Annotated in this window: 20 protein-coding genes and 2 tRNA genes; 4 read left to right on the forward strand and 18 right to left on the reverse strand. The window is 66.2% G+C overall.

Annotated elements, in window-relative coordinates:
• Positions 1-97: 97 nt before the first annotated feature.
• Complete coding sequence (locus tag QNO00_RS02680; RefSeq protein WP_229965438.1) at positions 98-1,171, reverse strand: fatty acid desaturase family protein; 1,074 nt, start codon at positions 1,169-1,171, stop codon at positions 98-100.
• A gap of 286 nt (positions 1,172-1,457) precedes the next feature.
• Between QNO00_RS02680 and QNO00_RS17290 the strand changes: the two genes are divergently transcribed.
• Together QNO00_RS17290 and QNO00_RS02685 are read left to right on the forward strand one after the other, a co-directional pair.
• Positions 1,458-1,562: a D-arabinono-1,4-lactone oxidase gene (locus tag QNO00_RS17290; RefSeq protein ID WP_349643463.1), complete on the forward strand. Its 105-nt coding sequence runs from the start codon at positions 1,458-1,460 to the stop codon at positions 1,560-1,562.
• Between the two features lie 74 nt (positions 1,563-1,636).
• Positions 1,637-2,350, forward strand: coding sequence for a lysoplasmalogenase family protein (locus tag QNO00_RS02685; protein ID WP_284023529.1), 714 nt, complete (start codon positions 1,637-1,639; stop codon positions 2,348-2,350).
• A gap of 158 nt (positions 2,351-2,508) precedes the next feature.
• Here the strand turns inward: QNO00_RS02685 and QNO00_RS02690 are convergent, their stop codons facing one another.
• From QNO00_RS02690 to QNO00_RS02765, 16 genes are all read right to left on the reverse strand, one after another.
• On the reverse strand, positions 2,509-3,018 hold the full coding sequence (locus QNO00_RS02690; protein ID WP_284023530.1) for a hypothetical protein: 510 nt from the start codon (positions 3,016-3,018) through the stop codon (positions 2,509-2,511).
• Positions 3,015-3,749, reverse strand: coding sequence for a hypothetical protein (locus tag QNO00_RS02695; RefSeq protein ID WP_284023531.1), 735 nt, complete (start codon positions 3,747-3,749; stop codon positions 3,015-3,017). The genes QNO00_RS02690 and QNO00_RS02695 overlap by 4 nt, the downstream gene beginning before the upstream one ends.
• A gap of 315 nt (positions 3,750-4,064) precedes the next feature.
• Complete coding sequence (nhaA, locus tag QNO00_RS02700) at positions 4,065-5,831, reverse strand: Na+/H+ antiporter NhaA (protein WP_284023532.1); 1,767 nt, start codon at positions 5,829-5,831, stop codon at positions 4,065-4,067.
• Between the two features lie 174 nt (positions 5,832-6,005).
• Positions 6,006-6,081: transfer RNA gene (locus tag QNO00_RS02705), tRNA-Ala, on the reverse strand.
• A gap of 93 nt (positions 6,082-6,174) precedes the next feature.
• A tRNA-Ala gene (locus QNO00_RS02710) sits at positions 6,175-6,250 on the reverse strand.
• A 166-nt stretch (positions 6,251-6,416) separates the two neighbouring features.
• A complete protein-coding gene (locus tag QNO00_RS02715; protein ID WP_229965775.1) occupies positions 6,417-7,094 on the reverse strand; it encodes a histidine phosphatase family protein in 678 nt (225 codons plus the stop codon).
• 18 nt (positions 7,095-7,112) lie between these two features.
• Positions 7,113-7,502 (reverse strand): ribosome silencing factor, encoded by a 390-nt coding sequence (rsfS, locus tag QNO00_RS02720; RefSeq protein ID WP_229965433.1) that lies wholly within the window; start codon positions 7,500-7,502, stop codon positions 7,113-7,115.
• Positions 7,503-7,530: 28 nt separating this feature from the next.
• The gene (locus QNO00_RS02725; RefSeq protein ID WP_284023533.1) at positions 7,531-8,652 is read right to left on the reverse strand and encodes a hypothetical protein; all 1,122 of its coding nucleotides are present in this window, start codon (positions 8,650-8,652) and stop codon (positions 7,531-7,533) included.
• Between the two features lie 25 nt (positions 8,653-8,677).
• On the reverse strand, positions 8,678-9,337 hold the full coding sequence (gene nadD / locus QNO00_RS02730; RefSeq protein WP_284023534.1) for a nicotinate-nucleotide adenylyltransferase: 660 nt from the start codon (positions 9,335-9,337) through the stop codon (positions 8,678-8,680).
• Positions 9,338-9,365: 28 nt separating this feature from the next.
• Positions 9,366-9,605 (reverse strand): hypothetical protein, encoded by a 240-nt coding sequence (locus tag QNO00_RS02735; protein ID WP_229965431.1) that lies wholly within the window; start codon positions 9,603-9,605, stop codon positions 9,366-9,368.
• A gap of 140 nt (positions 9,606-9,745) precedes the next feature.
• Positions 9,746-11,065, reverse strand: coding sequence for a glutamate-5-semialdehyde dehydrogenase (locus QNO00_RS02740; protein ID WP_229965430.1), 1,320 nt, complete (start codon positions 11,063-11,065; stop codon positions 9,746-9,748).
• Complete coding sequence (gene proB, locus QNO00_RS02745; protein WP_229965429.1) at positions 11,062-12,315, reverse strand: glutamate 5-kinase; 1,254 nt, start codon at positions 12,313-12,315, stop codon at positions 11,062-11,064. Before proB ends, QNO00_RS02740 begins: the two co-directional genes overlap by 4 nt.
• 52 nt (positions 12,316-12,367) lie before the next feature.
• Complete coding sequence (gene obgE, locus QNO00_RS02750; protein WP_229965428.1) at positions 12,368-13,942, reverse strand: GTPase ObgE; 1,575 nt, start codon at positions 13,940-13,942, stop codon at positions 12,368-12,370.
• 106 nt (positions 13,943-14,048) lie between these two features.
• Positions 14,049-14,312 carry a 50S ribosomal protein L27 gene (rpmA, locus tag QNO00_RS02755; RefSeq protein ID WP_104053918.1) on the reverse strand — a complete coding sequence of 88 codons (264 nt, stop codon included), beginning with the start codon at positions 14,310-14,312 and terminating at the stop codon, positions 14,049-14,051.
• A 91-nt stretch (positions 14,313-14,403) separates the two neighbouring features.
• Complete coding sequence (rplU, locus tag QNO00_RS02760) at positions 14,404-14,715, reverse strand: 50S ribosomal protein L21 (protein WP_104053917.1); 312 nt, start codon at positions 14,713-14,715, stop codon at positions 14,404-14,406.
• Between the two features lie 332 nt (positions 14,716-15,047).
• Complete coding sequence (locus tag QNO00_RS02765) at positions 15,048-18,671, reverse strand: Rne/Rng family ribonuclease (protein ID WP_284023536.1); 3,624 nt, start codon at positions 18,669-18,671, stop codon at positions 15,048-15,050.
• A 425-nt stretch (positions 18,672-19,096) separates the two neighbouring features.
• Here QNO00_RS02765 and QNO00_RS02770 point away from each other — a divergent pair, with 425 nt between their 5' ends.
• Entirely contained in the window at positions 19,097-19,720 is a 624-nt protein-coding gene (locus tag QNO00_RS02770) for a vitamin K epoxide reductase family protein (RefSeq protein WP_284023537.1), read from the forward strand.
• 45 nt (positions 19,721-19,765) lie between these two features.
• Here the strand turns inward: QNO00_RS02770 and QNO00_RS02775 are convergent, their stop codons facing one another.
• Positions 19,766-20,401, reverse strand: coding sequence for a CG0192-related protein (locus QNO00_RS02775; protein ID WP_284023538.1), 636 nt, complete (start codon positions 20,399-20,401; stop codon positions 19,766-19,768).
• Positions 20,402-20,532: 131 nt separating this feature from the next.
• Here QNO00_RS02775 and QNO00_RS02780 point away from each other — a divergent pair, with 131 nt between their 5' ends.
• Positions 20,533-21,645 (forward strand): SDR family oxidoreductase, encoded by a 1,113-nt coding sequence (locus QNO00_RS02780; RefSeq protein WP_284023539.1) that lies wholly within the window; start codon positions 20,533-20,535, stop codon positions 21,643-21,645.
• Positions 21,646-21,746: the final 101 nt, after the last annotated feature.

Here is a 21,746-nt window from a genome sequence, read left to right on the forward strand (position 1 = left end):
GTGTCAGATACACCCGCCGGGACAGCAAAAAGCCGGCAGCACCGTCGGAACGGTGCTGCCGGCTTCTTGCGGCGGTGCTGCTTACAGGCGGTACTGCTTACAGGCGGCGCTGGGCAGTCATGGGGCAGTCGAACGGATCCCGGGCCGAGAGGCCAACCTCGTTGAGGTAACGGACCACAATGCCGTAGGACTGCGTCAGCGTGGTTTCCGTGTAGGGAATCTTGTGCTCGGCACAGTAGTCCTTGACGATCTCCGAGGCGCGGGCCAGGTGCGGCCGGGGCATATTCGGGAACAAATGGTGCTCAATCTGGTAGTTGAGTCCTCCCATGAGCGTGTTCATGCCTGTGCCCTTGATGTTCCGCGAGGTCAGGACCTGGCGGGAGAGGAAGTCCACCTTGGAGTCCTTGGGGATGATCGGCATGCCCTTGTGGTTCGGGGCGAAGGAAGCACCCATGTACACGCCGAAGACGGCGAGCTGGACGCCGATGAAGGCGAAGGCCATTCCGACCGGCAGGAAGAAGAACACCGCTGCGACGTACAGGCCCAGGCGCAGGAACACCATGGACAGCTCGGTGAAGCGGCCCTTGACCTGCTTGTTGGCGAACAGGTGCTTGATGGACGTGGCGTGCAGGTTGATCCCCTCGAGCGTCAGCAGCGGGAAGAACAGCCAGCCCTGGCGGCGGGCAAACCAAGCCATGAAGCCCTTTTGCCGTGCGGCCTGCTCCGGCAGGAACGAGATGGTGTCCATGTCGATGTCCGGATCCTTGCCCACCGTGTTGGGGTTGGCGTGGTGCCGGCTGTGCTTGTTCATCCACCACTGGTAGCTGATGCCGACGACGGCGTTGGCCACGAAGCGTCCGGCGCGGTCGTTCGCGGGTCCGGACTCGAACACCTGGCGGTGCGCGGCCTCATGGGCAATGAACGCCATCTGTGTCAGCAGCACGCCCAGCGCAGCGGCGATCAGCAGTTGGAACCAGCTCTCGCCAATAAGGAAGAACCCGGTTCCGGCGGCAACAAGGCCGGCACAGAGAAAAACAAACGTCGTGATGTAGAAGGAGCGGCGCCGCTTCAGCAGCCCTTCCTCACGAACAGCCTTCAGCAGCCCTGAATAGGTGCTGACGACGGAATTGGTGCGGGTCTTCGGTGCAGCTGGTTGTGCAGTTGTGCTCATGCGGCCCTCGGGGGTTTCTTCGACTTCCCAGCCGACGGTATACGAGCAATGCTGCTCTGCAGATACCCCAGCCTAACCCGGTTGTCTGGAAAAACCATGTGACAGCCCTCCCGCATGCCAGGGCTCCGGCTCTCCCACCGACGTGCTTCCACGTGATCTGCGGCTGATCTGCGGCAAAAGAAGCTACTATCCGGTGCATGTCCCGGCATCCGGAAAACCGGCGGGAAGCACCTAGACGAAGGACCGGCGATGACCCGTTCACGCGGCACGCAGCCAGCCGCTGCCCTTGACCTCAGCGGCCCGCCCGTTCGCGGACTTCCTCTCGGTGCGGGACCGGCTGGACCCGGACCGGATCTTCAGCAACGACTATTTGGACAGGGTGCTGGCGTAACGGCAGGGCGCGCCGCACTGCGCTGTTGGGCCGTCAATCGATAGATTGGGCTCCCATCAACTCGAAGGAATACCGTGACTCCGCCCGCCCGTGACCAGACCGCTGCCCTGCCCCGTGCTCTTCCCCGTTACCGGTATTTGAGTTTCCTTCCGTTTGCCGCGGTTTCGGCGGTCCACATCAGCGCCCGTGCCCTCGGTGCCGATGAGATCGCGGAGCCGACCAAGCTTGCGCTGATGCCCCTGCTGGCCGCCGCTGCATTGTGGGGCGGCCGCGGCTTCCTGCGGGGCACGCCTGCTCTGTTGCTGCTTGCGGCCCTGCTCTTTTCCTGGCTGGGCGACGGTGCCGGCACGTTCTTCCCCTTCGCCCCGGAGCTGCCGGTCATGCTCGGTTCGTTTGGCCTCGCGCATCTCTGCTACATCTGGCTGCTGGGCCGATACACCCCTGTCGGTCCGTTTCCCGGGTGGAGCCTGGCCTATGCGGCGTGGTGGCTGCTGATGCTGCTGGTGCTGTGGCCGACGCTGGGCGGATTGACTCTCGCCGTGGCCGCCTACGGTCTGGTGCTCGCCGGGACCGCGGCAACGGCAGCGCGGTGCCGTCCAATGGTGGCGGTCGGCGGGCTGCTGTTCCTTGCATCCGACACAGTCCTGGCCCTGCGCATTTTCATGCCCGACGCAATGCCGGAGTGGTCCAATCCCCTCGTCATGCTGACCTACTGCGCCGGGCAGGGACTCCTTGTCGCCGGGGTGCTCCGCGGCGCGGTTCCGCGCGGCCCGGCCACCGGCCGCTGACGCCCGCTTATTCGAGGTCTGTCTCGGAGGCTGCGCTGCAGGCGGCACGACCGTGGTGGTGACAATGATGGTATTTGTGGCCGGAGATGAGGTGTTTTCCATATCCATGCGTGCGGCGAAAGCACTATCCCTCCCCGGGTGGAGAATACGAGACCTGACTACGAGGAGTCACTCGTTCCGTTCCAGCCGTCCATAAAGGCCTGCCTGAACGTCCTCGGCCTCTCGTTGGGCTGCTTCATCGGCGGCTGAATGCGGGCGTGTACGGCACCCTGTGGCGCGCCAGACTCCAAAGGAAGTGATGCACGCAGCGGCGGAAGCAGGGCCTCTTCGCGTTTGATAAGCTCGATCGCTGCGGCCACCGGCGTGCTGTGGGTCAGGCTTGCAGAGATTCGATCAAACTCCGCCAGCCCGTAGTCTCCCAGTGGGAAGCTCACAAAAATCTGGTGGTGCATGCCGCCCTCGTGCTTTGTCTCGCCACGGGTCAAAATGAGCTCCGCGCCGCCGCCCGTCACTGTCGCCTTCCCCTTGCTGCCGATAAGGGCATTGACGTGCTCAAGCAAGATTTCAGGGGCTTCGGGATGCAACTCTCGCACCAGCTTGTTCAGAAGGATCCGGTTCTCGTTCACCTTGAAAACGTAGACCTTCCACCAGACACTGACCTCGTTCATGAAAGGCGCTCCCTCTGCAGCTCAACAAGTGCTTCGGCCTCGTAGGCCAGGCGAGTAACTTCACGGACACGATAGTCAACGTCCACTTGGGTGCTTGCGGCCGTCACTTCCGTTGCCGGCTGGATGCCGTAGGCCCCGCCAAGCTGGGCGAGCCGTTCAAAGCTCGCCCGCTCAACTGACTTGATGCGCTCCTGGTTGGCCTGCTCCAGCTTCACCAGTTCCAGGGACTTCATGGCGTCGTTCAGCCGGGTTATGGCCTTGTCGATGCGGGCCAGATTGCCGGAGGTCTTCTTTGCCTGGGCCGAGACTCTTTCTTCGGAGGGCGCCAACCTCTTGCGGATGGCCTCGACCCCTTGCCGCAGGCGCTCTGCGGTGCCGGCCAGCTCGGCAACCTGACGTGACTCTGCAGGATTCGCCTCCCCCGCCGTCAGGAAGTGATCCCGGCGCCGGACAAACCTGGATTCGACGTCTAGCAGATGCAGGACCTGTCCGTTAATCCTCGACGCTTCAGCTCTTGCGACTGCATCCTCTGCCGCCGCTGCCGTACGGACTTCTTCAAGATGCTTCAGCGCCAGATGGGGGTTCGAGCGTGCTTCCTCCCGCTTACGGAACTCTTCACGCTCTGCCTCAACGCGCCTTTTGGCTTCCTGGCGATCCCAGTCATCCTGAATGCGTTGTTCCCGTTCGCGCTCCCGGGCATCACCATCTGACATCAGGTCGTCAAGGCCCATGACTGCTCCCCCATCTCTCGTTCCTGCTGAACAGTACCAACTTACGTCCCGCCTATTGACGTTCGCTCGGGCCGCCGCAGATCAGGCAGAAGTCATGGTTCGCGTCCCCCTCGTCGTCATAAATGCAGTGGTCATTGGGTGACTTGGGGCATGTCCATCCGCCCAGGACCAGCTCTGAGGGGTTTAGGTCGAGGAGCTTTCCGAGCTCGACGCAGACGGCTTCGTCAGCGGCTTCGATGCGGGACTTGAGGTCCTCCGGTGAAGCGACAAGGTCATCATCAACCCGATGAAGAACTCAGGCCGGTCATCGCGCCGTCATTGTGCCGCAGATCCTTCCAGGGCACGAATCAGGGACGGCGCATCATAGGGCCCGTAATGCCGCACGGAACCGATAAAGAAGGTGGGAGTCGACTGCAGGTCCATGAATTCCGCGTCCAGCGCGTCATCTTCGACCCGGTTCGCCACGGGGCCTGACTGCAGATCGCTGCGGAACAATTCGCCGTCGAGCCCCAGTTCCAGGGCGTAGGTTATGAGGTCGTCGGATTCCAGCTGAGCCTGCCGGCGGAACAACAGCCGGCCGTACTCCCTGAAGGATCCCTGCCGGTCCGCAGCCTCGCTGGCGCGTGCCGCCTCCACGGCATGGGGATGCACGCGGGTCAGCGGCAGGTGCCGCCAGACGTAGACCAGCCGCGGACCAAAATGCTCCAGCACCTCGTCAATGGAGCCAGTGGCCCGTGAGCAGAACGGACATTCAAAGTCCCCGTACTCCACCAGCTGGAGCGGTGCATCCGGATTGCCGCGGAAGTGGTCGCGGGCCGGGTCGAAGCCGCGGACCAGGAACCGCCCGACTGTCGACGCCGGTTGCAGCCGGTCGACCAGCCGGAACCACGCCCAGGCGAGCAGGAAGGCCAGAACCGAAGCCGAGAGAACCCCCACCCGGGCTTCGGCCTGGAGCCGTTCATCCTCGACGGCGAGATCCACGATGAACAGGGAAATGGTGAATCCGATGCCGCACAGGGCCGCTCCCCCGCCCACCCGGGCCAGAGTCAGCCCGGGCGCCAGCTGGCCCGCACCGGTCCGGCGCAGCAGCGCAGTGGCAGCAGTGATGCCCAGCGTTTTGCCGACCACCAGCGCGATGATGATTCCCCAGGTCAGCCGGGACTGCCAGGCGGCCGCGAGCGTGGCACCGTCCAGCAGCACGCCGGCGTTGGCCAGGGCAAAAAGCGGCAGGATCAGGAAGGAAACGTACGGGGCGTAGGTGCCCTGGAGCCGTTCGTTGATCGAAATGGACTCCTTCAGGCTCCGGGCAGTCGCGGCTGCATACTCCGGCGTCGGCGACTGCCGGAACGCCCGGGCCAGCTCTTCGGTGCGTTCCACCTGCGGGCGGCGCGGCGGAAAGACCGGGATCATCAGCGCGATGGCAACACCGGCCAGGGTGGCGTGCACCCCGGAGGCGTAGGTGGCGGCCCACGTCAGGAGGCTGAGCACCGTGTAAGCGGGGCCGCGGCCGGTGGGAAGGAACCGGACCAGGGCCACCAGCACCAGCAGGACGACAGCCGTCAGCAGGGGCAGCAGCTCCAATCCGGAGGTGTAGAACACAGCGATGGCTGCCAGCGCGCCGATGTCATCCACCACGGCCAGGGTCAACAGGAACACCCGAAGCCTGCCCGGAAAGCGGGGGCCGACGACAGCCAGTGCCCCCACCAGGAACGCCGTGTCGGTGGAGATCACCGCACCCCACACCGCCGCGTTTTCCCCGGAAGGATTCAGCGCCAGGAAGATCCCCGCTGGCACCAGCAGTCCCGCCAGCGCCGCCGCCACCGGCACCACGGCACGCGAGCGGTCAGTCAGCTCACCGACCGCGAACTCCCGTTTCACCTCCAGTCCGACGGTGAAAAAGAAGAACGCCATCAACGCATCGTTCACGATGTCGTGAAGGGTCATCTCGAGGTCCAGCCCGCCCACCCGCAGATCGACGGCGGTGTCCCAGAACTCGCCGTAGGTCGCCCCGAACGGCAGGTTTGCCCAGAGCAGCGCAAGCACGGTGAAGGCCAGCAAAAGTGCCGCGGAGATCTTTTCCATGTCAGCGCGCGCAGGGCCGGCAGCGAACCCAAATCGGAACCGGCCGGCGGGGTTGGAGCAGTTCAGCCATTCCTGCATTCTGAGGCAGTGCCAGCGCTGCTGGCTAGGGGGAACGGGCCGGCACAGCAAAACACCGGCCCCCGCAAGGGGAACCGGTGTTTCTCATCAATTCATTGGTGGAGCTGAGGGGATTCGAACCCCTGACCCCCTGCATGCCATGCAGGTGCGCTACCAGCTGCGCCACAGCCCCAATTCAGTTGTTTTCCATCATTCATCATCAGTGCTCCCGGAAGAATTCCGGAAGGAAAAGATGAACATAAACCCTGCCTGCGCAGGAGCTTATTGGTGGAGCTGAGGGGATTCGAACCCCTGACCCCCTGCATGCCATGCAGGTGCGCTACCAGCTGCGCCACAGCCCCAATAAACTGTTTCAACTATGCCCGAATCGGCGGATTTTGTATCCCCCGGGCCGAAGCAACTCCTCTACTTTAGTACAGAAATAACCGAGTGCAAAATCGAACTACACGGGTGGAATTCGAGCGGGCCGGAGGATGCCCCCGGCCCGGACCCATCCCTCCAGCGGACTCATCCTTCCAGCGGGCCGCTGGGGAGGGCGTCCAACCCCACATTGTGCTGTGCCAGATTCCAGCGGGCACCGCCGGCCGCTGCATCGCGCTCTTCGAGGATCGACCAGTGGGTATTCGAGACTCCGCTGATGACGGTCCACGATTCCGTGGGCAGGCCCAGCAGGGCGCAGATTCCGGCCCGGATGGCCCCGCCGTGGCTGACCGCCACCAGCGTGGCGCCGGGTTCCATGGCGTCGGCGGCCTCCGTGACGGCCTGCGCCACGCGGCGGCCGACGTCCACACGGCTTTCACCGCCGCCGGCCCGCACATCGCCGTCGCCGGCCGCCCAGCCGGCCTGCTCCTGCGGGAACCGGGCGGCGATGTCAGCGAAATACAGTCCCTCCCATGACCCGGCAAAGGTTTCCCGCAGGCGCGGATCGGTGCTGATCGGTTTCCCGGTGGCCTCCGCCAGTGCCCGGCCGGTGGCCAGGGCCCGGCTGAGGTCCGAGGAGACAATCACATCCGGGTGCAGATGACGCAGCACCGCGGCCGCCGCCACTGCCTGGTGCGCCCCGGACGGATCCAGGGCGATGTCCTGCTGGCCCTGGAACCTTCCGGCGCGGTTCCACTCCGTGCGTCCGTGCCGCCAGAAGACAACACGTTTGCCGGTACGGGCCGGATCCCAGCCAGCGGACATAGTCACAGGCGGCAGGTGCTACTCGGCGTCGGGGGTTGCGGGAGCTGCATCTTTGATCTGCAGGTCGATTGCCGGGCAATCTTTCCACAGGCGTTCCAGGGCGTAGAAGACGCGGTCTTCCTCGTGCTGAACGTGCACCACAACATTGGCGTAGTCGAGCAGGACCCAACGGCCCTCGCTGCGGCCTTCGCGGCGGACCGGCTTGAGGCCCTTCTTCGCCAGCTCCTCCTCGATGCCGTCCACGATGGAGTTGACCTGGCGCTCGTTGGAAGCCGAGGCGATCAGGAACACGTCGGTGATGGCGAGGCGTTCGCTGACGTCAATGGCAACGATGTCGTTTGCCAGCTTGCCGGACGCTGCCTGGGCGGCCACCCGTGCAATGTCGATGGATGATTCGGTGGCGCTCAAAGTGTCTCCTTGTTTAACATCAGCTGCCTTAGCCGCCGACGATTATTGCTACTGAGATGGCCAGGGCAATCACGCCCAGACCACCAATTCCCAACGATACAAAACGCAGTCGCCGGGTACGGCCGAGTCCGGCCGTCATTACGTCCAACGGGTCAAGCCCGAAAGCGCTTCGTGCACCGACGGGCTTGACGCCCTCGGCAGGATCCAGGGGCGCGATGGCCAGGGCATCCGCCCGGGCCAGGATGCGCGAGGGCCGTACGTCGGTGGACCCCGACGGCCGGCGTACCTCAAAGCGTTTGTCGCCGGCGCGGGGAGTTCCCTGCGCCGGTGCGGGGACCTCACGGCCGGCTTGCTTCAAGGTGTTTGAGGTGACGATGGGTATATGGGAGGTGGGCGGACGCCGCATGACAGGGCGGTCAGTGCCTGGTACCCGGTCGAACTCCAAGGGTGTGACCATCGCCAGGTTGTGCGCGGTGGACGGGTCGTTGGACAAGGGCTTGCGCTGCTCGTTTTCCGGCGACAGCCGCTGCATGCTCTGAGTGCGCCGGTTCAGCACCGCGGCACGCTCTGCCAGCGCCTTTTGCTGGGCCAGCAGCTCCAGATCGACGGCCTGCGGGTCCTCTGCCTGGATGGCCTCCATGGCTGCCACCTGGTTGCGGGCCTGCTCGTGCAGCGTTTCCCGGGCCACGAGGGCCTGTTCGACGGTCATGCCGGCAACATCGGAATTCGGATCTTCAACCGTTTCAGCGCCCTTTGCCACGGCAACGACGGGGAGGCCGCGGGCCGGACTTTCCTCCGCACGACGACGCCGGTCACGGCGCCCGCCTTCCCGCACCGGGTGCAGGCTGGCGGGAGGCGCATCCACCGCAGGAGCGCCGGTCGGAGCCGGGTCCTCCGGCGCAGTGCCTCCGCCCGCGGCGCCGGCGGCACGCTGCTGCTGGAGCCTCAGCTGGCGGCGGGTGGGCGGATTCGCGGCGTCGTCGGAACGCGCCTGCTTGTCCGTCAGAGCCTTGTATGCGCTCATGGCCTCGCGGTCCCCGGCCCGCTGCTGGGATTCCCGCTCGCGGGGCCCGGCAGCGGCGTCCGCCGGCACGTCATCCGCGCGGCGGCTGCGGCGCGCTGCGTCTGCGGACTCTGGACCGTTTGTCATTTCCTACCCATCCGGTTTCGTTTGGTTATGCTACGGGTTCTTGCGTGGGGGCTGGGGACTGCTGTGCGTGCTGAAGTTCAGCTTCATAGAGCCCGTGCTTGGCGATGTACTGGACGACGCCGTCCGGCACGAGATACCAGACCGGTTCCCCGTCGGCCACCCGCTCCCGGCAATCAGTGGAGGAGATGGCCATGGCCGGTACCTCCAGCAGGCTGACATCATCGCGGCCCATGTTTTCCAGGACATGTCCGGGACGGGTGACCCCCACAAAGTGGGCCAGCGACCACAGCTCCTGAATGTCTTTCCAGGAGAGGATCTGTGCCATGGCATCGGCGCCGGTGATGAAGAACAGTTCCGCTTCCGGACGTGCTGCCCGCAGGTCACGGAGGGTGTCGATGGTGTAGGTCGGACCCGGGCGGTCAATATCGACGCGGCTGACGGTGAACCGGGGGTTAGACGCCGTCGCAATCACCGTCATCAGGTAACGGTGCTCCGGCGGGCTGACCTCCCGGGCCGACTTGTGCCAGGGCTCCCCCGTCGGCACGAAAACCACCTCGTCCAGGTCGAAGACCGAAGCCACCTCACTGGCGGCCACAAGGTGGCCGTGGTGAATGGGGTCGAAGGTTCCGCCCATCACGCCCAGGCGCAGCGGCCGGGCGTGCGGCTGAGGCTGTGCCGCCGACAAGTTGGTTTCTCCTGATTCCACGGAGGAATCAGCCCTCGATGCCCTGGCCGTGGTCGTGCTTATTGGGGAACTGGCGCTGCGGGTCGACATACTCCGGCGTCGCCTCGTGGCGGTGGCCCAGGCTCTGGAAGGAGACGGTGGCAAGCATCAGGGCCAGCAGGGCACCCATGATGATGACGGCGTACATGATCGGAGGCATCGGAATCGACACGTGTGCCTCGGCCGTCTCACTGGCAGCAAGTACAGCACTGGAAAGCTGGATCAGCATGGATCTCCCCTAGAGAGCTATGAGTTATTAACCCGCCGGCATGGCTGACGGAGTCGTGGTTTCCTTCAAGTCTACGCGTAAGCGCAGAGGGGCTGAACCCGCGCACCCGGGAGTGCCGCGGACCCATCCCCGTGGCCGCCTCAGATGCGGATCTGCCCGTCACCCTGAACGATCCATTTGGTGGTGGTCAGCTCCCGCAGCCCCATGGGGCCGCGGGCGTGCATCTTCTGGGTGGAGATTCCCACCTCGGCCCCCAGCCCCAGCTCGCCGCCGTCGGTAAACCGGGTGGACGCGTTCACGATGACGGCTGCCGAGTCGATCTCGGCGATGAAGCGTTCCGCATTGGCCAGGTCGTTGGTGATGATCGCCTCGGTGTGCCCGGTGGTCCAGCGGCGGATGTGGTCCAGCGCCTCGTCCAAGTCATCGACCATCGCCACGGCCAGGTCCAGGTCCATGTACTCGCGTCCCCAGTCCTCGTCCCCGGCGGCCTGCGCCTCGACTCCGGCGGGAAGGGCGGCCAGCACCCGCTCATCGGCGTGCAGGCGTACCCCGGCCGCGGCCAAGGCGGCCAGGACGTCGGCGGTGGCCTCCGCGTCGCGGTGCACCAGCAGGGTTTCCACCGTGTTGCAGACGCTGGGCCGCTGGGTCTTGGCATTCAGGAGGATGTCCACCGCCATCTCCACCGGCGCGCTGCTGTCCAGATAGATATGGACGTTGCCTTCGCCTGTTTCGATCACCGGAACGGCGGCATTGGCCACCACTGTCTGGATCAGGTCCCGGCCGCCGCGCGGAATGAGGACATCCACCTTGCCGCGGGCCTTCATCAGCGCGTTGGCGCCGGCGCGGCCGTACGCGTCCACCCCCTGCACGGCGTCGGCGGGCAGCCCGACGGCGTCCAGGGAATCCCGGATGATGTCCACCAGGACGGCATTGGTCTGCGCCGCGGCACTGCCGCCGCGCAGGAGCACGGCGTTGCCGCTTTTCAGGGCGAGACCGGCAATATCGACAGTGACGTTGGGCCGGGCTTCATAGATGGCTGCCACCACGCCCATGGGCACGTGCACCTGGCGCAGGCGCAGGCCGTTGGGCAGGGTCTGGCCGCGAGCAACGGAGCCCACCGGATCGGGCAGGCCGGCCAGCATTTCCAGCGCTGCTGCCAGCGCGTCAATCCGTTCCGGTGTCAGGGTGAGGCGGTCCAGCAGCGCCGCGGAGGTTCCTTTCTCCCGGCCCGCGGCAGTGTCTTTGGCGTTGGCCGTCAGGATCAGGTCCCGCTTGGCCACGATGTTCCTGCCGATTTCCAGCAGTCCGCGGTCCTTCCATGCCCGGTTGGCGCGGGCCAGGATCCGGGAAGCGGTCCGGGCGCGGTCGGCGGCGGTGTGCACACCGGCTTCGGCTTCCGCCGCCGCGGTGTCGGCCGGGGCGGCTGATGTGTCGGTAACTGATGTCTTCACGGCGCTCATGCTCCCAGTGTATTGAGGGTCTGCGGGGTTGCAACGGAGGAACCCGCAGCGGCAGCGGACGCGGCGGAGGCCTGCCCGCCGTCCTGCAGGACCACCAGGTCGTTGACGTGCACCACTGCCCGTTCATAGGCGCGGCCCAGTTCCTTGGACAGCTCACGGGTGGACCGGCCGAGCATCTGCGGCAGTTCGTCCGACCCGTAGTTGGTCAGCCCGTGGGCAATGACAGCTCCGTTGGTGCCGGCAACGGCGACCGGATCCCCGGGCTCGAAATGGCCCTCCACGGACACGATGCCCGCCGGCAGCAGTGAGCGGCGGCGGTCCGCAACCGCCCTGGCAGCGCCGTCGTCGACCACGAGTGTGCCTTGGAGCCGGGCCACGTGCGCCAGCCACAGCAGGCGCATGGACTGGCGGCGGCCGCGGCCGGTGAACCAGGTTCCCACGTCCTCCCCCGCCAATGCTGCGGCGGCGTTCGCCGTGGACGTCACCAGGGCGGGGATGCCGGATTCGGCGGCGATGGTGGCGGCCTCGACCTTGGTGGCCATGCCCCCGGTGCCCACGCCGGCCCGGCCCACCTTGCCGATGCGCACGTCCTCGAGGTCCTTCTGTCCGGTCACTTCCGGGATGCGGACGGCGCCCTCCGAGGGCGGACCGTCGTACAGGGCGTCGACGTCGGAGAGCAGGATCAGCGCGTCGGCCTTCACCAGGTGCGCCACCAGCGCGGCCAGGCGGTCGTTGTCGCCGAAGCGGATTTCGTGGCTGGCCACCGTGTCGTTTTCGTTCACGATGGGCACGACGCCGAAGTTCAGCAGCCGCTCCATGGCCCGGTGGGCGTTGGCGTGGTGGGTGCGGCGCATCAGGTCTTCGATGGTGAGCAGGACCTGGCTGACCGTGACGCCGTGTTTGCCGAAGGCTTCGGTGTACCTGGCCATCAGGAGGCCCTGCCCCACTGAGGCTGCGGCCTGCTGGGAGGAAAGCTGGGTGGGGCGCTTGGACAGCCCCAGGGGTGCCAGGCCGGCGGAAATCGCGCCGGAGGACACCAGGATAATTTCGGTGCCCTGCGCGTGGCGGGCGGCGAGGACATCCGACAGGCCGGTCAGGGCCTCGTCGGAGATGCCTCCGGCCACTGAGGTTAGGGAAGAGGATCCCACTTTGACGACGATCCGCTGTGCGCGGGCAAGGCCGGAGCGTGAGCGGAGCGCCCGCTTGGGCGCGGGGACAGGGCGGGGGGATGCTGTGTTTTTTTCAGTCATGTCCCCACCACCCTATGCGTATCCCCGCACCCGGGCGGGTTGTGTTAAGCCGCTATTCGCCGTCTTTGGGTGCTGCCGGCGGATTGTGCTTATAGTTCACGGATTCAGTCCAGATTCCGGCCCGACGTTCCGTTTCCAGCTCTGCGCGGGCTGCGGCGCGGGCGTCCCGGCGCTTCTGGTGGTCCTCGCGCTTTTCCTCACGGGTGGGGCGGGAGAAGTCTTCGATCCGGATATCCGAGCCGCGCGGCGAAGCGGCCAGCAGTTCGGCGCCGCCGATCATGGTCGGCTCCCAGTCGAAGACGACGCCGTCGCCCTCACCGATCACCACGGCGTCACCGGCATGGGCACCGGCCTTGAAGAGCTTGTCTTCAATGCCGAGCTTGGCCAGGCGGTCGGCCAGGTAGCCCACGGCCTCGTCGTTGGTGAAGTCGGTCTGGGCAACCCAGCGCACCGGCTTGTCGCCCAGGACGCGGAACAGCGGTTCCATGTTGCGCTCTTCGCGGCGAATGGTGAAGCCGCCCTTGTGGTCGGCGTTGCGGACGCGCAGCGTCGGGGTCTTGACCCGCGGCGGTGCGGCCTTCACTGCGGTGCGGGCATCGCGGACAATCTCGGCCATGGCGTATCCCAGGGCCTTCAGTCCTTCGTGGCTGGACGCGGAAACCTCGAAGACGCGGTAGCCGCGCTTCTCCAGCTCCGGGCGGACAAATTCGGCCATGTCACGGCCGTCGGGGACGTCCACCTTGTTCAGGGCCACCAGGCGCGGCCGCTTGTTCAGCGGCACCACGTCGCCGTCAGTGCCGGCGAAGCTCATGTCAACGGTGTACTTGTCGAGCTCTTTTTCAATGATGTCGAGGTCACCCAGCGGATCGCGCTCGGTCTCCAGGGCGGCGCAGTCCAGCACGTGCACCAGGGCGGCGCAGCGCTCCACATGGCGCAGGAAGTTGTGGCCCAGGCCCTTGCCCTCGGAGGCGCCTTCGATGAGGCCCGGAACGTCGGCAACGGTGAAGCGGACGTCGCCGGCTTCCACCACGCCCAGGTTCGGGATCAGGGTGGTGAAGGGGTAATCGGCGATCTTCGGCCGGGCCGCGGACATGGCGGCGATCAGCGAGGACTTGCCGGCGGACGGGAAGCCCACCAGGGCAATGTCGGCGATGGATTTGAGTTCCAGGACGATGTCCCGCTCGTCCCCGGGCACGCCCAGCAGGGCAAAGCCGGGAGCCTTGCGCTTCTGGGATGACAGCGAGGAGTTACCCAGGCCGCCCTGGCCGCCGGCGGCCGCAATGTACTCGGCTCCTTCGCCGACGAGGTCGGCAAGAACTTCGCCGTCCTTGTTCTTGACCACGGTGCCGTCCGGAACCGGCAGGATCAGCGTTTCGCCGGTCTTGCCGTTGCGCCAGTCGCCCATGCCGTTGCCGCCGTTGGTGGCGTGGCGGTGCGGGACGTGGTGGTAGTCGAGCAGGGTGGTTGCGCTGGAGTCAACGCGGAGGATGACGTCGCCGCCGTCGCCGCCGTTGCCGCCGTCGGGACCGCCCAGGGGCTTGAACTTCTCACGCTTTACGGACACGCAACCATGGCCGCCTGTACCGCCCGAAACATGCAGTACTACACGGTCTACAAAGCTGGCCATGGTTCTCCTTCAGGGAATTTTTTGTTCATGCCGATTCTACTCGGCTTAAAAGACGACGGGGCGGGCCATCAAGGCCCGCCCCGTCGGAAAAGCTATTTGCCGGTGATTACTCGGCGGCTGCAGCAGCCACGATGTTCACGACGCGGCGGCCGCGACGGCTGCCGAATTCAACTGCGCCCGCTTCGAGAGCGAACAGGGTGTCGTCGCCTCCGCGGCCAACGCCCTCACCCGGATGGAAGTGGGTGCCACGCTGGCGGACGATGATTTCGCCTGCCTTGACAACCTGGCCGCCGAAACGCTTTACGCCGAGGTACTGGGCGTTGGAGTCGCGACCGTTGCGAGTGGAACTCGCACCTTTCTTATGTGCCATTTTCTACTGCCTGCCTTTGCTAACTGATTATGAAACTCAGGGGGCGGGATGCTTCCCGCGTTCCCGGCTCCTGATGGAGCCGGCACGAGAATCAGGAGTTGATGGACGTAACCTTGACCTTGGTGAGCGAGGAGCGGTAGCCCTGACGCTTCTTGTAACCGGTCTTGTTCTTGAACTTCTGGATGACAATCTTCGGACCCCGAAAATTCTCAACGATCTCTGCCGTCACGGTGACCTTAGCCAGGTCCTGTGCGGAAGAGGTGACCTGGTCGCCATCAACCAATAGCAGGGCGGGCAGCTCAAAGGTGCTGCCGGCTCCACCGGGGACGCGGTCCAGGGTTACGAGGTCTCCGACGGAAACCTTTTCTTGGCGGCCGCCAGCGCGGACAATCGCGTACACCACTTGGGAACTCACTTCTCTCGACGTTTAATACTTGGATGCGCATTTAGCTGGGCTGGATATGTGCCCGCCTTGCGCCATGCAGTCACGCCCTGTATCCGATAAACGGTTGGAAGGCGTTCGCACCGAAGTTCAAGGTTACGCTACGTAACCGACAACCCGCAAATGCTGGGTTTCCCGGGGCGGACACCCCTTTCGGGGCGTTACTGCTCTCGCTCTACTTTATAGCATTTCCGGCGGCTTCGTGGCCTCCCGGCAGAAGAGGAGGCGGCCACCCCCTGTTGCGGGGATGGCCGCCTCCTCTTTTAGCACTGCTGAGCGGGCTTCCGAGCCGGTTAGAGCTCCGAAGCCGGGACGCCGACGCCCAGGATCACAGGCGCACTGCCGGCGGACTCACGACGCTTCTCCTGCTTCTGGGCAGCTGCCGGCGCCGCCGCGTGGCGGACGGCCACCGGCGCAGCCGCAGGCTCGGTACCGCCGGTCTGGATGGCATCCGCTCCCGCTGCTCCCTGCGGGCTGCCGGCGGCACGGCGGCGGCGCGGCGTCCGAACCGGAGCTGCGGCAGCCTGCCGGTCAGCCACCGGCGCGGCGGACCCTACCGGTGCGGCAGCCGGCGGCTGGACGGCTGCCGGGGCTTCCGGGGCTTCCGCGGCCGGTTCCGGGCTGCTGTGGGCCGGCGCGGCCTGCAGCGGTGCTGCCTGCACGTTCCGGGCAGCGGCGCTGCTTCGCCGTGAACGACGGGGTGCCGTGCGGGCAGCCTGCGGCTCATTCCGCGCGTCGGCGGACCGAACCGGCTCCTGCCGGGCTTCCGGTGCATTCCGGCCTTCCGGTGCGGCGGCTGCGGCCACCTCGTTGAAGGCCTCGGTCAGGCTTTCCAGGGTGAAGCGGGACTCCTCCTGCGCCGGCGCGCGGCGGTCCCGGCGCGGAACCACGACGGTTTCGCCCTGGATCTGCAGCACGGTGCCCGCATCGGTTGCACCATCTTCGGCGGCCGGTGCTGCCGACGGCGCTTCGGCGGCCGAAACCTCCGATGCCGGCTTGGAACCGCCGGGAGCCCGTTCGCCCGCCTCGACGGCGTCGTGGGCGGCAGCCGTTGCGGCCGCTATGGTCGCCAGCGCCGCACGTGCCGCCTCGGCCTTGGCCTTGGCCTGCCGCTCGGCGTCGGCGTTGCCCGCTTCCTCGGTTTTTGCGGGCTCCTCGGCAGCCGCCGCAACAGCCTGCTGCGGGGCACCCTGGCCCCGGCTGCGGTTGCGCTTGCGGTCGCCGCGGGACTGCTTTTCCTGCCTCAGGTGCTGCTGGTGATTCTCCTCAGACACCGCATGCGCCACCACGCCGTTCCCGGTGCTGCCGTTGTGGCTGGTGCTGCGGCGGTGCTCCACCGGAACCTCATGGGTGATGACGCCGCGGCCGGCACAGGCCTCGCACTCCTCCCCGAAGACTTCGAGCAGTCCGGTGCCCATCCGCTTGCGGGTCATCTGGACCAGGCCCAGGGACGTTACTTCGGCAACCTGGTGCTTGGTCCGGTCGCGGCCCAGGCACTCAACCAGGCGGCGCAGGACCAGGTCCCGGTTGGCTTCAAGGACCATGTCGATGAAGTCGATGACGATGATGCCGCCAATGTCGCGCAGCCGCAGCTGGCGGACAACTTCCTCGGCTGCCTCAAGGTTGTTCTTGGTGACGGTTTCTTCGAGGTTGCCGCCGCTGCCGGTGAACTTGCCGGTGTTGACGTCCACCACCGTCATGGCTTCGGTGCGGTCGATGACCAGCGAACCGCCCGAGGGCAGGAAGACCTTGCGGTCCAGTGCCTTGGCGATCTGCTCGTCGATGCGGCTCTCAGCGAAGATGTCTTCGTCCTTGGTCCACTTCTCCAGGCGGCCCACCAGGTCGGGCGCCACGTAGGTGACATAGGCCTCAATGGTGTCCCAGGCCTCTTCGCCCGAAACGATCAGCTTGGAGAAGTCCTCGTTGAAGACGTCCCGGACCACCTTGATGGTCAGGTCCGGTTCGCCGTAGAGAAGCTCAGGCGCCAGGGTCTTGGTGGACTTCGCCTTGGCATCAATGGTTTCCCACTGCGCCCGGAGCCGGTTGATGTCATTCATCAGCTCCTCTTCGGACGCGCCTTCGGCGGCCGTGCGCACAATCACGCCGGCATCCTGGGGCAGGTGGTCCTTGAGGATCTTCTTCAGCCGGTTGCGCTCGACGTCGGGCAGCTTGCGGGAGATGCCCGTCATGGAACCGCCCGGAACGTAGACCAAGTAGCGTCCCGGCAGCGAGATCTGACTGGTCAGGCGCGCGCCCTTGTGGCCCACCGGATCCTTGGTGACCTGCACGAGAACAGAGTCGCCGGATTTCAGCGCCAGTTCGATGCGGCGCGGCTGGCCGTCGAGGCCGGCGGCGTCCCAGTTGACCTCACCGGCATACAGCACGGCATTGCGGCCGCGTCCAATGTCGACGAAGGCAGCTTCCATGCTCGGCAGCACGTTCTGGACCTTGCCGACATACACGTTGCCAATCAGGGAGTCCTGCTGGGTGTTGGAGACGAAGTGCTCGGCGAGGACACCGTCTTCCAGCACACCGATCTGGATCCTGTCGTCACGCTGGCGGACGATCATCTGCCGGTCGACGGACTCGCGCCGGGCCAGGAACTCGGCCTCGGTGATGACATGGCGGCGGCGGCCGGACTCGCGGGACTCGCGGCGGCGCTGCTTCTTGGCTTCAAGGCGCGTGGAACCCTTGACGCTGGTGACGCGGTCCGAGACGGGTGCTTCAGCGTGCGCACGCGGCGCACGGACGCGGGTCACCGTGTTGGGCGGATCGTCGTCGGCTCCGCCGGTCAGCTCAAGGTCTGCATCGCCGCGGCGGCGACGGCGGCGACGGCGTGAGGTCACGCCCTCGGCGGTGTCCGGTCCGGCTGCGGCTTCCTCGGGGGCAGCCTCCTGCTCGGAGTCCGCGCCGGCCGCATTCGGGGATTCGCTGCGGGTGCGGTTGCGCCCGCGGCGGCTGCGGCGCCGGCTGCGGTTTGCGTCTTCGGTGGAATCCTCGTCCTCTTCGGCGTCCTCGCCGGCCTCCGGCACGGGAACGGCACGGACCGAGGTCAGATCCGGTGCGTGGAAGAGCGGCAGCGCCGGAATGGCAAAGGGGTTCAGGCTGGAAAGCTCCTCGGCTTCCTCTGCTTCCTCCGCCACCGGCGCCGGCGCTGCGGGCGTGTCTTCCTTTGCGGAGACGTCCGCGGCGGCGTTCTCGGCCGGGGCCGATGCCTCCGGTGCCTTTTCCGCTGCTGCCTTGGCCGGGCGGCGGCGGGTGCGCGTCTTCGGTGCAGCCTTGGTTTCGGCTGCTTCCGGGGCGGCAGCTGCTTCCGGCGCGTCAGCGACGGCCGCTTCGGCCGGAACAGCTGCGGTTTCGGAAACCGAAGCGGCCTCCGGAGTTTCGGCCTCCGGCGCTTCCGCTGCCTTCTTGGCAGGGGCACGACGACGGCGGACGGCCTTCACCGGTGCCGCTTCGGCAGGGGTCTCGTTCTCTGAAGCCGGGGCTTCAGCAGGGGCTTCAGCAGGGGCTTCAGCAGGGGCTTCCTCGGCTGCCGGGGACAACACGTCAGCGGCGGTTTCCCCTGCTGCCGTGCCTGCGGCCGCGGAGGCAGCGGAACCGGCGGGAACGGTCTTGCGGCGGGAGGCCCGCACGCGCTTCGGCTTTTCGGCGGCGTCAGCAGCAGGCGCTTCTGCGGCCGGCGCTTCTGCGGCCGCCGTCGTATCGGCGGTGTCCGCGGCCGTCGTCGTGCCGGCGGTCCCGGCGGAACTTTCGGCTGGTGCAGAAGCAGCCACCGACTTGCGGCGGCTGCGGGTGGCCCGTTTGGCGGGCGCTTTGATCTCGCTGGAATCTCCAACCTGCGCGGAGTTTGCCTCCGGCGCTGATTCCGCGGGTTCTTTACTGGCTGCTAGGTCATTATTCAGTGCATCACTCATAAAATGCTTCGCTCCGGCCCCTGCGGCACTGGCCACATTCCAATGCCCAGCGGGCAATGTGTCGGCTGTGCGGGGGGCATCAGTTGCCTGCCGCCAGCCGGAAGTCGTCTGGATGTCATCCGAGGTCGTGCCAGCTGTAGGGCGCGGTATCACTCGAAGACCAGCGGCGCTTTTCCTGCTACCTGTCGGCACGTTACGACGTTGCCGCTACGGGTAGGTCTGATCGGCGGATTCCCTGGTTCCCATCCGGATTGATGGGCGAACTGCTTGGGAAGCATCACCGACAGAACCGGAAGCCTGTCGCTGGACCGGCGGCGGAATGTGGTTCCGCCATCAGCCACAGTCATTATCTCACACACCCGACTTTTTGGCCCGCAGCAGCGCATAGACTCGACACATATCAGCACCCGCCAAAGGAGATCCCAGTGCCTTCCAGCACCGCCAATCAGCAAGTTACCCGCCGGCCCGCCGAACAGCGGGCGCCGGAGCGCGGTTTTGCCTGGATCCTGCTTATCTCCGGCGCCGTCGGCTGGCTGGCTTCTTCCATCCTGGTTCTGGAACGGCTGCGCGTATACGCCGACGCCAACTACATCACCAGCTGCGACATCAGCCCCTGGGTCTCCTGCGGCACCGTGTTCCAGACCTGGCAGGCCTCGATCTTCGGCTTCCCCAATCCCCTCATCGGGATCGTGGCATTCGCGGTGGTGATCACCACCGCCGTCGCCATGCTGGCCGGCGCCGGCTTCCAGCGCTGGTACTGGCTCGGGTTGCAGGCGGGCGTCACCCTGGGCATGGTGTTCGTGGTCTGGCTATGGAGCCAGGCACTGTTCGACATCTACGTGCTGTGCATTTACTGCATCGTGGTGTGGGCTGCCATGATTCCGCTGTTTGTCTTCACCACAGTCCGCAACCTGGCCCGCGGTGTCCTGCCGGCACCGGCCGCACTCGTGAAGTTCACCTCGGAGTGGGCCTGGGTCATTGTTTCCCTGCTCTGGGTCGCCACCGCCGCTTCGATCTTCTTCCGGTTCATCAACTCCTTCCTCGGCTGAGCTTCCGCCCCGGACAGCGCGCCCGGACAGCGCCCGGACAGCGGATCAGCCAACCGGCAGGGCCCAGGCAAGCAGGACCGGAATGTCCTGCCCGTTCCAGCCGGCGGTCAGGGCGGGATCGGATACGGCCTCTCCCCCGAGATCAAGCACCCTCACGACGGAGAGCTCCCAGTCTCCGGACCGAATCCGCGTGACGGGCAGGTCCGCGGGTCCCGGCTGGGGCCCTTCAGCCAACTCCGCGCCGTCGGGCAGTCCGCCGGCACGGACAGTGATGGTCTCCGGAATCTGTTCCCGGACGCCGTCCTTCTCGTAATACTGGGCCGCCTGCCCCTGCCCGGTCAGGATGGAAACTGCCAGCGCCTGTCCGTAGGCGGGGTCCCCGCAGGCGTCATAGACCCAGCGCCGGCCCAGCACCGAATGCTCCATGGTGCTGATCAGGAACGCTTCAGCGCCTTCGAGGGGCGCGCCCCGGTATGTCAGGGGAACCTGGAGCACGTTCGCCCCGGCGGCCACGAGATGGGTTTCAATGCCGACTTCGCCGTCGGGATCATCAAAACGGAAGGCGCCCACCCCCTCGATGGCCAGCGGGCCGGCGCCGGGAAACCAGTCGGTGGTGGGCAGCCAGGAGGAGATGAGTTCCATCTTGCCCGGATGCAGATCTGCTTGGTAGATGTGTGCCATCCGCCCAGCCTAGGGGCAAGGACGCCGGACGTCAGGAATTTCCGCGGCCGGTGTCCTGTTGTCGCCTACAACAGCATCGGCAGGATTCCTTTTGCCGCATGCGCGCCTACCCCCACTTCTGCAGGAGAACCATGCTGAGAACCATCCCCGTGCACCAAGCCGACCACTCCGCCCGCACTGCCCTCGTGGCCGGTGCCACCGGAATCGCAGGTGCCGCAATCGTTGACCTCCTGGCGAGCCAGGGCTGGACGGTCCTGGCCCTGTCGCGGAAGGGAGCCTCGGCCAACGCGCCGGAGGCGCGCCCCGGCGTCGTCCCGGTGGCAGCTGACCTGACCTCGCCGGAGAGCCTCGCCGCAGCGCTGGGCGACCTGCAGCCGACGCATGTGTTCTTCACCTCCTGGTCCCGCCAGGACACCGAGGTCGAAAATATTGCCGTCAACTCAGCCATGGTCCGGAACCTGCTGACCGCACTGGAACACGCTCCGGTGGAACACGTGGCCCTGATGACCGGACTCAAGCACTACATGGGTCCCTTCGAGGCCTACGGTGAAGGGGAAATGCCCGACACCCCCTTCTCCGAAAACGAACCCCGACTGCCGGTGGACAACTTCTACTACGCGCAGGAAGACGAACTGATGGCTGCGGCCGACCGCCAGGGCTTCGCTTGGTCGGTGCACCGGGCCCACACGGTGATCGGATTCGCCGTCGGCAATGCCATGAACATGGGCCAGACCCTGGCCGCACAGGCAACGCTGTGCCGGGAACTCGGACTGCCGTTCACCTTCCCCGGCTCCGAAACCCAGTGGAACTCCGTCACCGACATGACCGACGCCGGCCTTCTCGCCGAGCACATGGTGTGGGCCGCCACCGATGAGCACACCGCCAACGAGGCGTTCAACGTGGTCAACGGCGACGTCTTCCGCTGGCGCTCCCTCTGGCCGCGTCTGGCGGCCTGGTTCGGCGTCGAGCCCGCCGGCTTTGACACCGAGCCGCAGCCGCTGGAAGTGCAGATGGCTGACATGTCCGAGGCCTGGACCAAGCTGGCAGTGCGGGACGGACTGGCAGAGCCCGAGCTCGGCCGGCTGGCAACGTGGTGGCACACCGACGCTGACCTCGGCCGGAAAATGGAGGTCCTCACCGACATGAGCAAGAGCCGGGTGGCCGGCTTCACCGGATACCGCCGCACGGAGGATGCCTTCATCGAACTCTTTGACCGGCTGCGCGCCGAACGCCTGATTCCCTAGGTCCGTAAGCGGGGAACAGACAAAAGAGGAGGGCGGCCCCCCCTGGGGGGCGGGCAGCCCGTGTTTTGGGGGGACACGTCCCCCCGGGTAAAAAAAAAAGG

The sequence above is a fragment of the Arthrobacter sp. zg-Y1219 genome, from assembly GCF_030125545.1.
Lineage (GTDB): Bacteria > Actinomycetota > Actinomycetes > Actinomycetales > Micrococcaceae > Arthrobacter_B.

Bases quoted from the DNA above. Each gene is read 5' to 3' on its own strand.
- QNO00_RS02780 (WP_284023539.1), top strand. From the start codon at position 20,533: ATGCTGAGAACCATCCCCGTGCACCAAGCCGACCACTCCGCCCGCACT.
- obgE (WP_229965428.1), bottom strand. From the start codon at position 13,942: ATGGCCAGCTTTGTAGACCGTGTAGTACTGCATGTTTCGGGCGGTACA.
- QNO00_RS02765 (WP_284023536.1), bottom strand. From the start codon at position 18,671: ATGAGTGATGCACTGAATAATGACCTAGCAGCCAGTAAAGAACCCGCG.
- QNO00_RS02680 (WP_229965438.1), bottom strand. From the start codon at position 1,171: ATGAGCACAACTGCACAACCAGCTGCACCGAAGACCCGCACCAATTCC.
- QNO00_RS02695 (WP_284023531.1), bottom strand. From the start codon at position 3,749: ATGGGCCTTGACGACCTGATGTCAGATGGTGATGCCCGGGAGCGCGAA.
- QNO00_RS02690 (WP_284023530.1), bottom strand. From the start codon at position 3,018: ATGAACGAGGTCAGTGTCTGGTGGAAGGTCTACGTTTTCAAGGTGAAC.
- nhaA (WP_284023532.1), bottom strand. From the start codon at position 5,831: ATGGAAAAGATCTCCGCGGCACTTTTGCTGGCCTTCACCGTGCTTGCG.
- rpmA (WP_104053918.1), bottom strand. From the start codon at position 14,312: ATGGCACATAAGAAAGGTGCGAGTTCCACTCGCAACGGTCGCGACTCC.
- QNO00_RS02725 (WP_284023533.1), bottom strand. From the start codon at position 8,652: ATGACAAACGGTCCAGAGTCCGCAGACGCAGCGCGCCGCAGCCGCCGC.
- QNO00_RS02740 (WP_229965430.1), bottom strand. From the start codon at position 11,065: ATGAGCGCCGTGAAGACATCAGTTACCGACACATCAGCCGCCCCGGCC.
- QNO00_RS02715 (WP_229965775.1), bottom strand. From the start codon at position 7,094: ATGTCCGCTGGCTGGGATCCGGCCCGTACCGGCAAACGTGTTGTCTTC.
- QNO00_RS02775 (WP_284023538.1), bottom strand. From the start codon at position 20,401: ATGGCACACATCTACCAAGCAGATCTGCATCCGGGCAAGATGGAACTC.
- proB (WP_229965429.1), bottom strand. From the start codon at position 12,315: ATGACTGAAAAAAACACAGCATCCCCCCGCCCTGTCCCCGCGCCCAAG.
- QNO00_RS02735 (WP_229965431.1), bottom strand. From the start codon at position 9,605: ATGCTGATCCAGCTTTCCAGTGCTGTACTTGCTGCCAGTGAGACGGCC.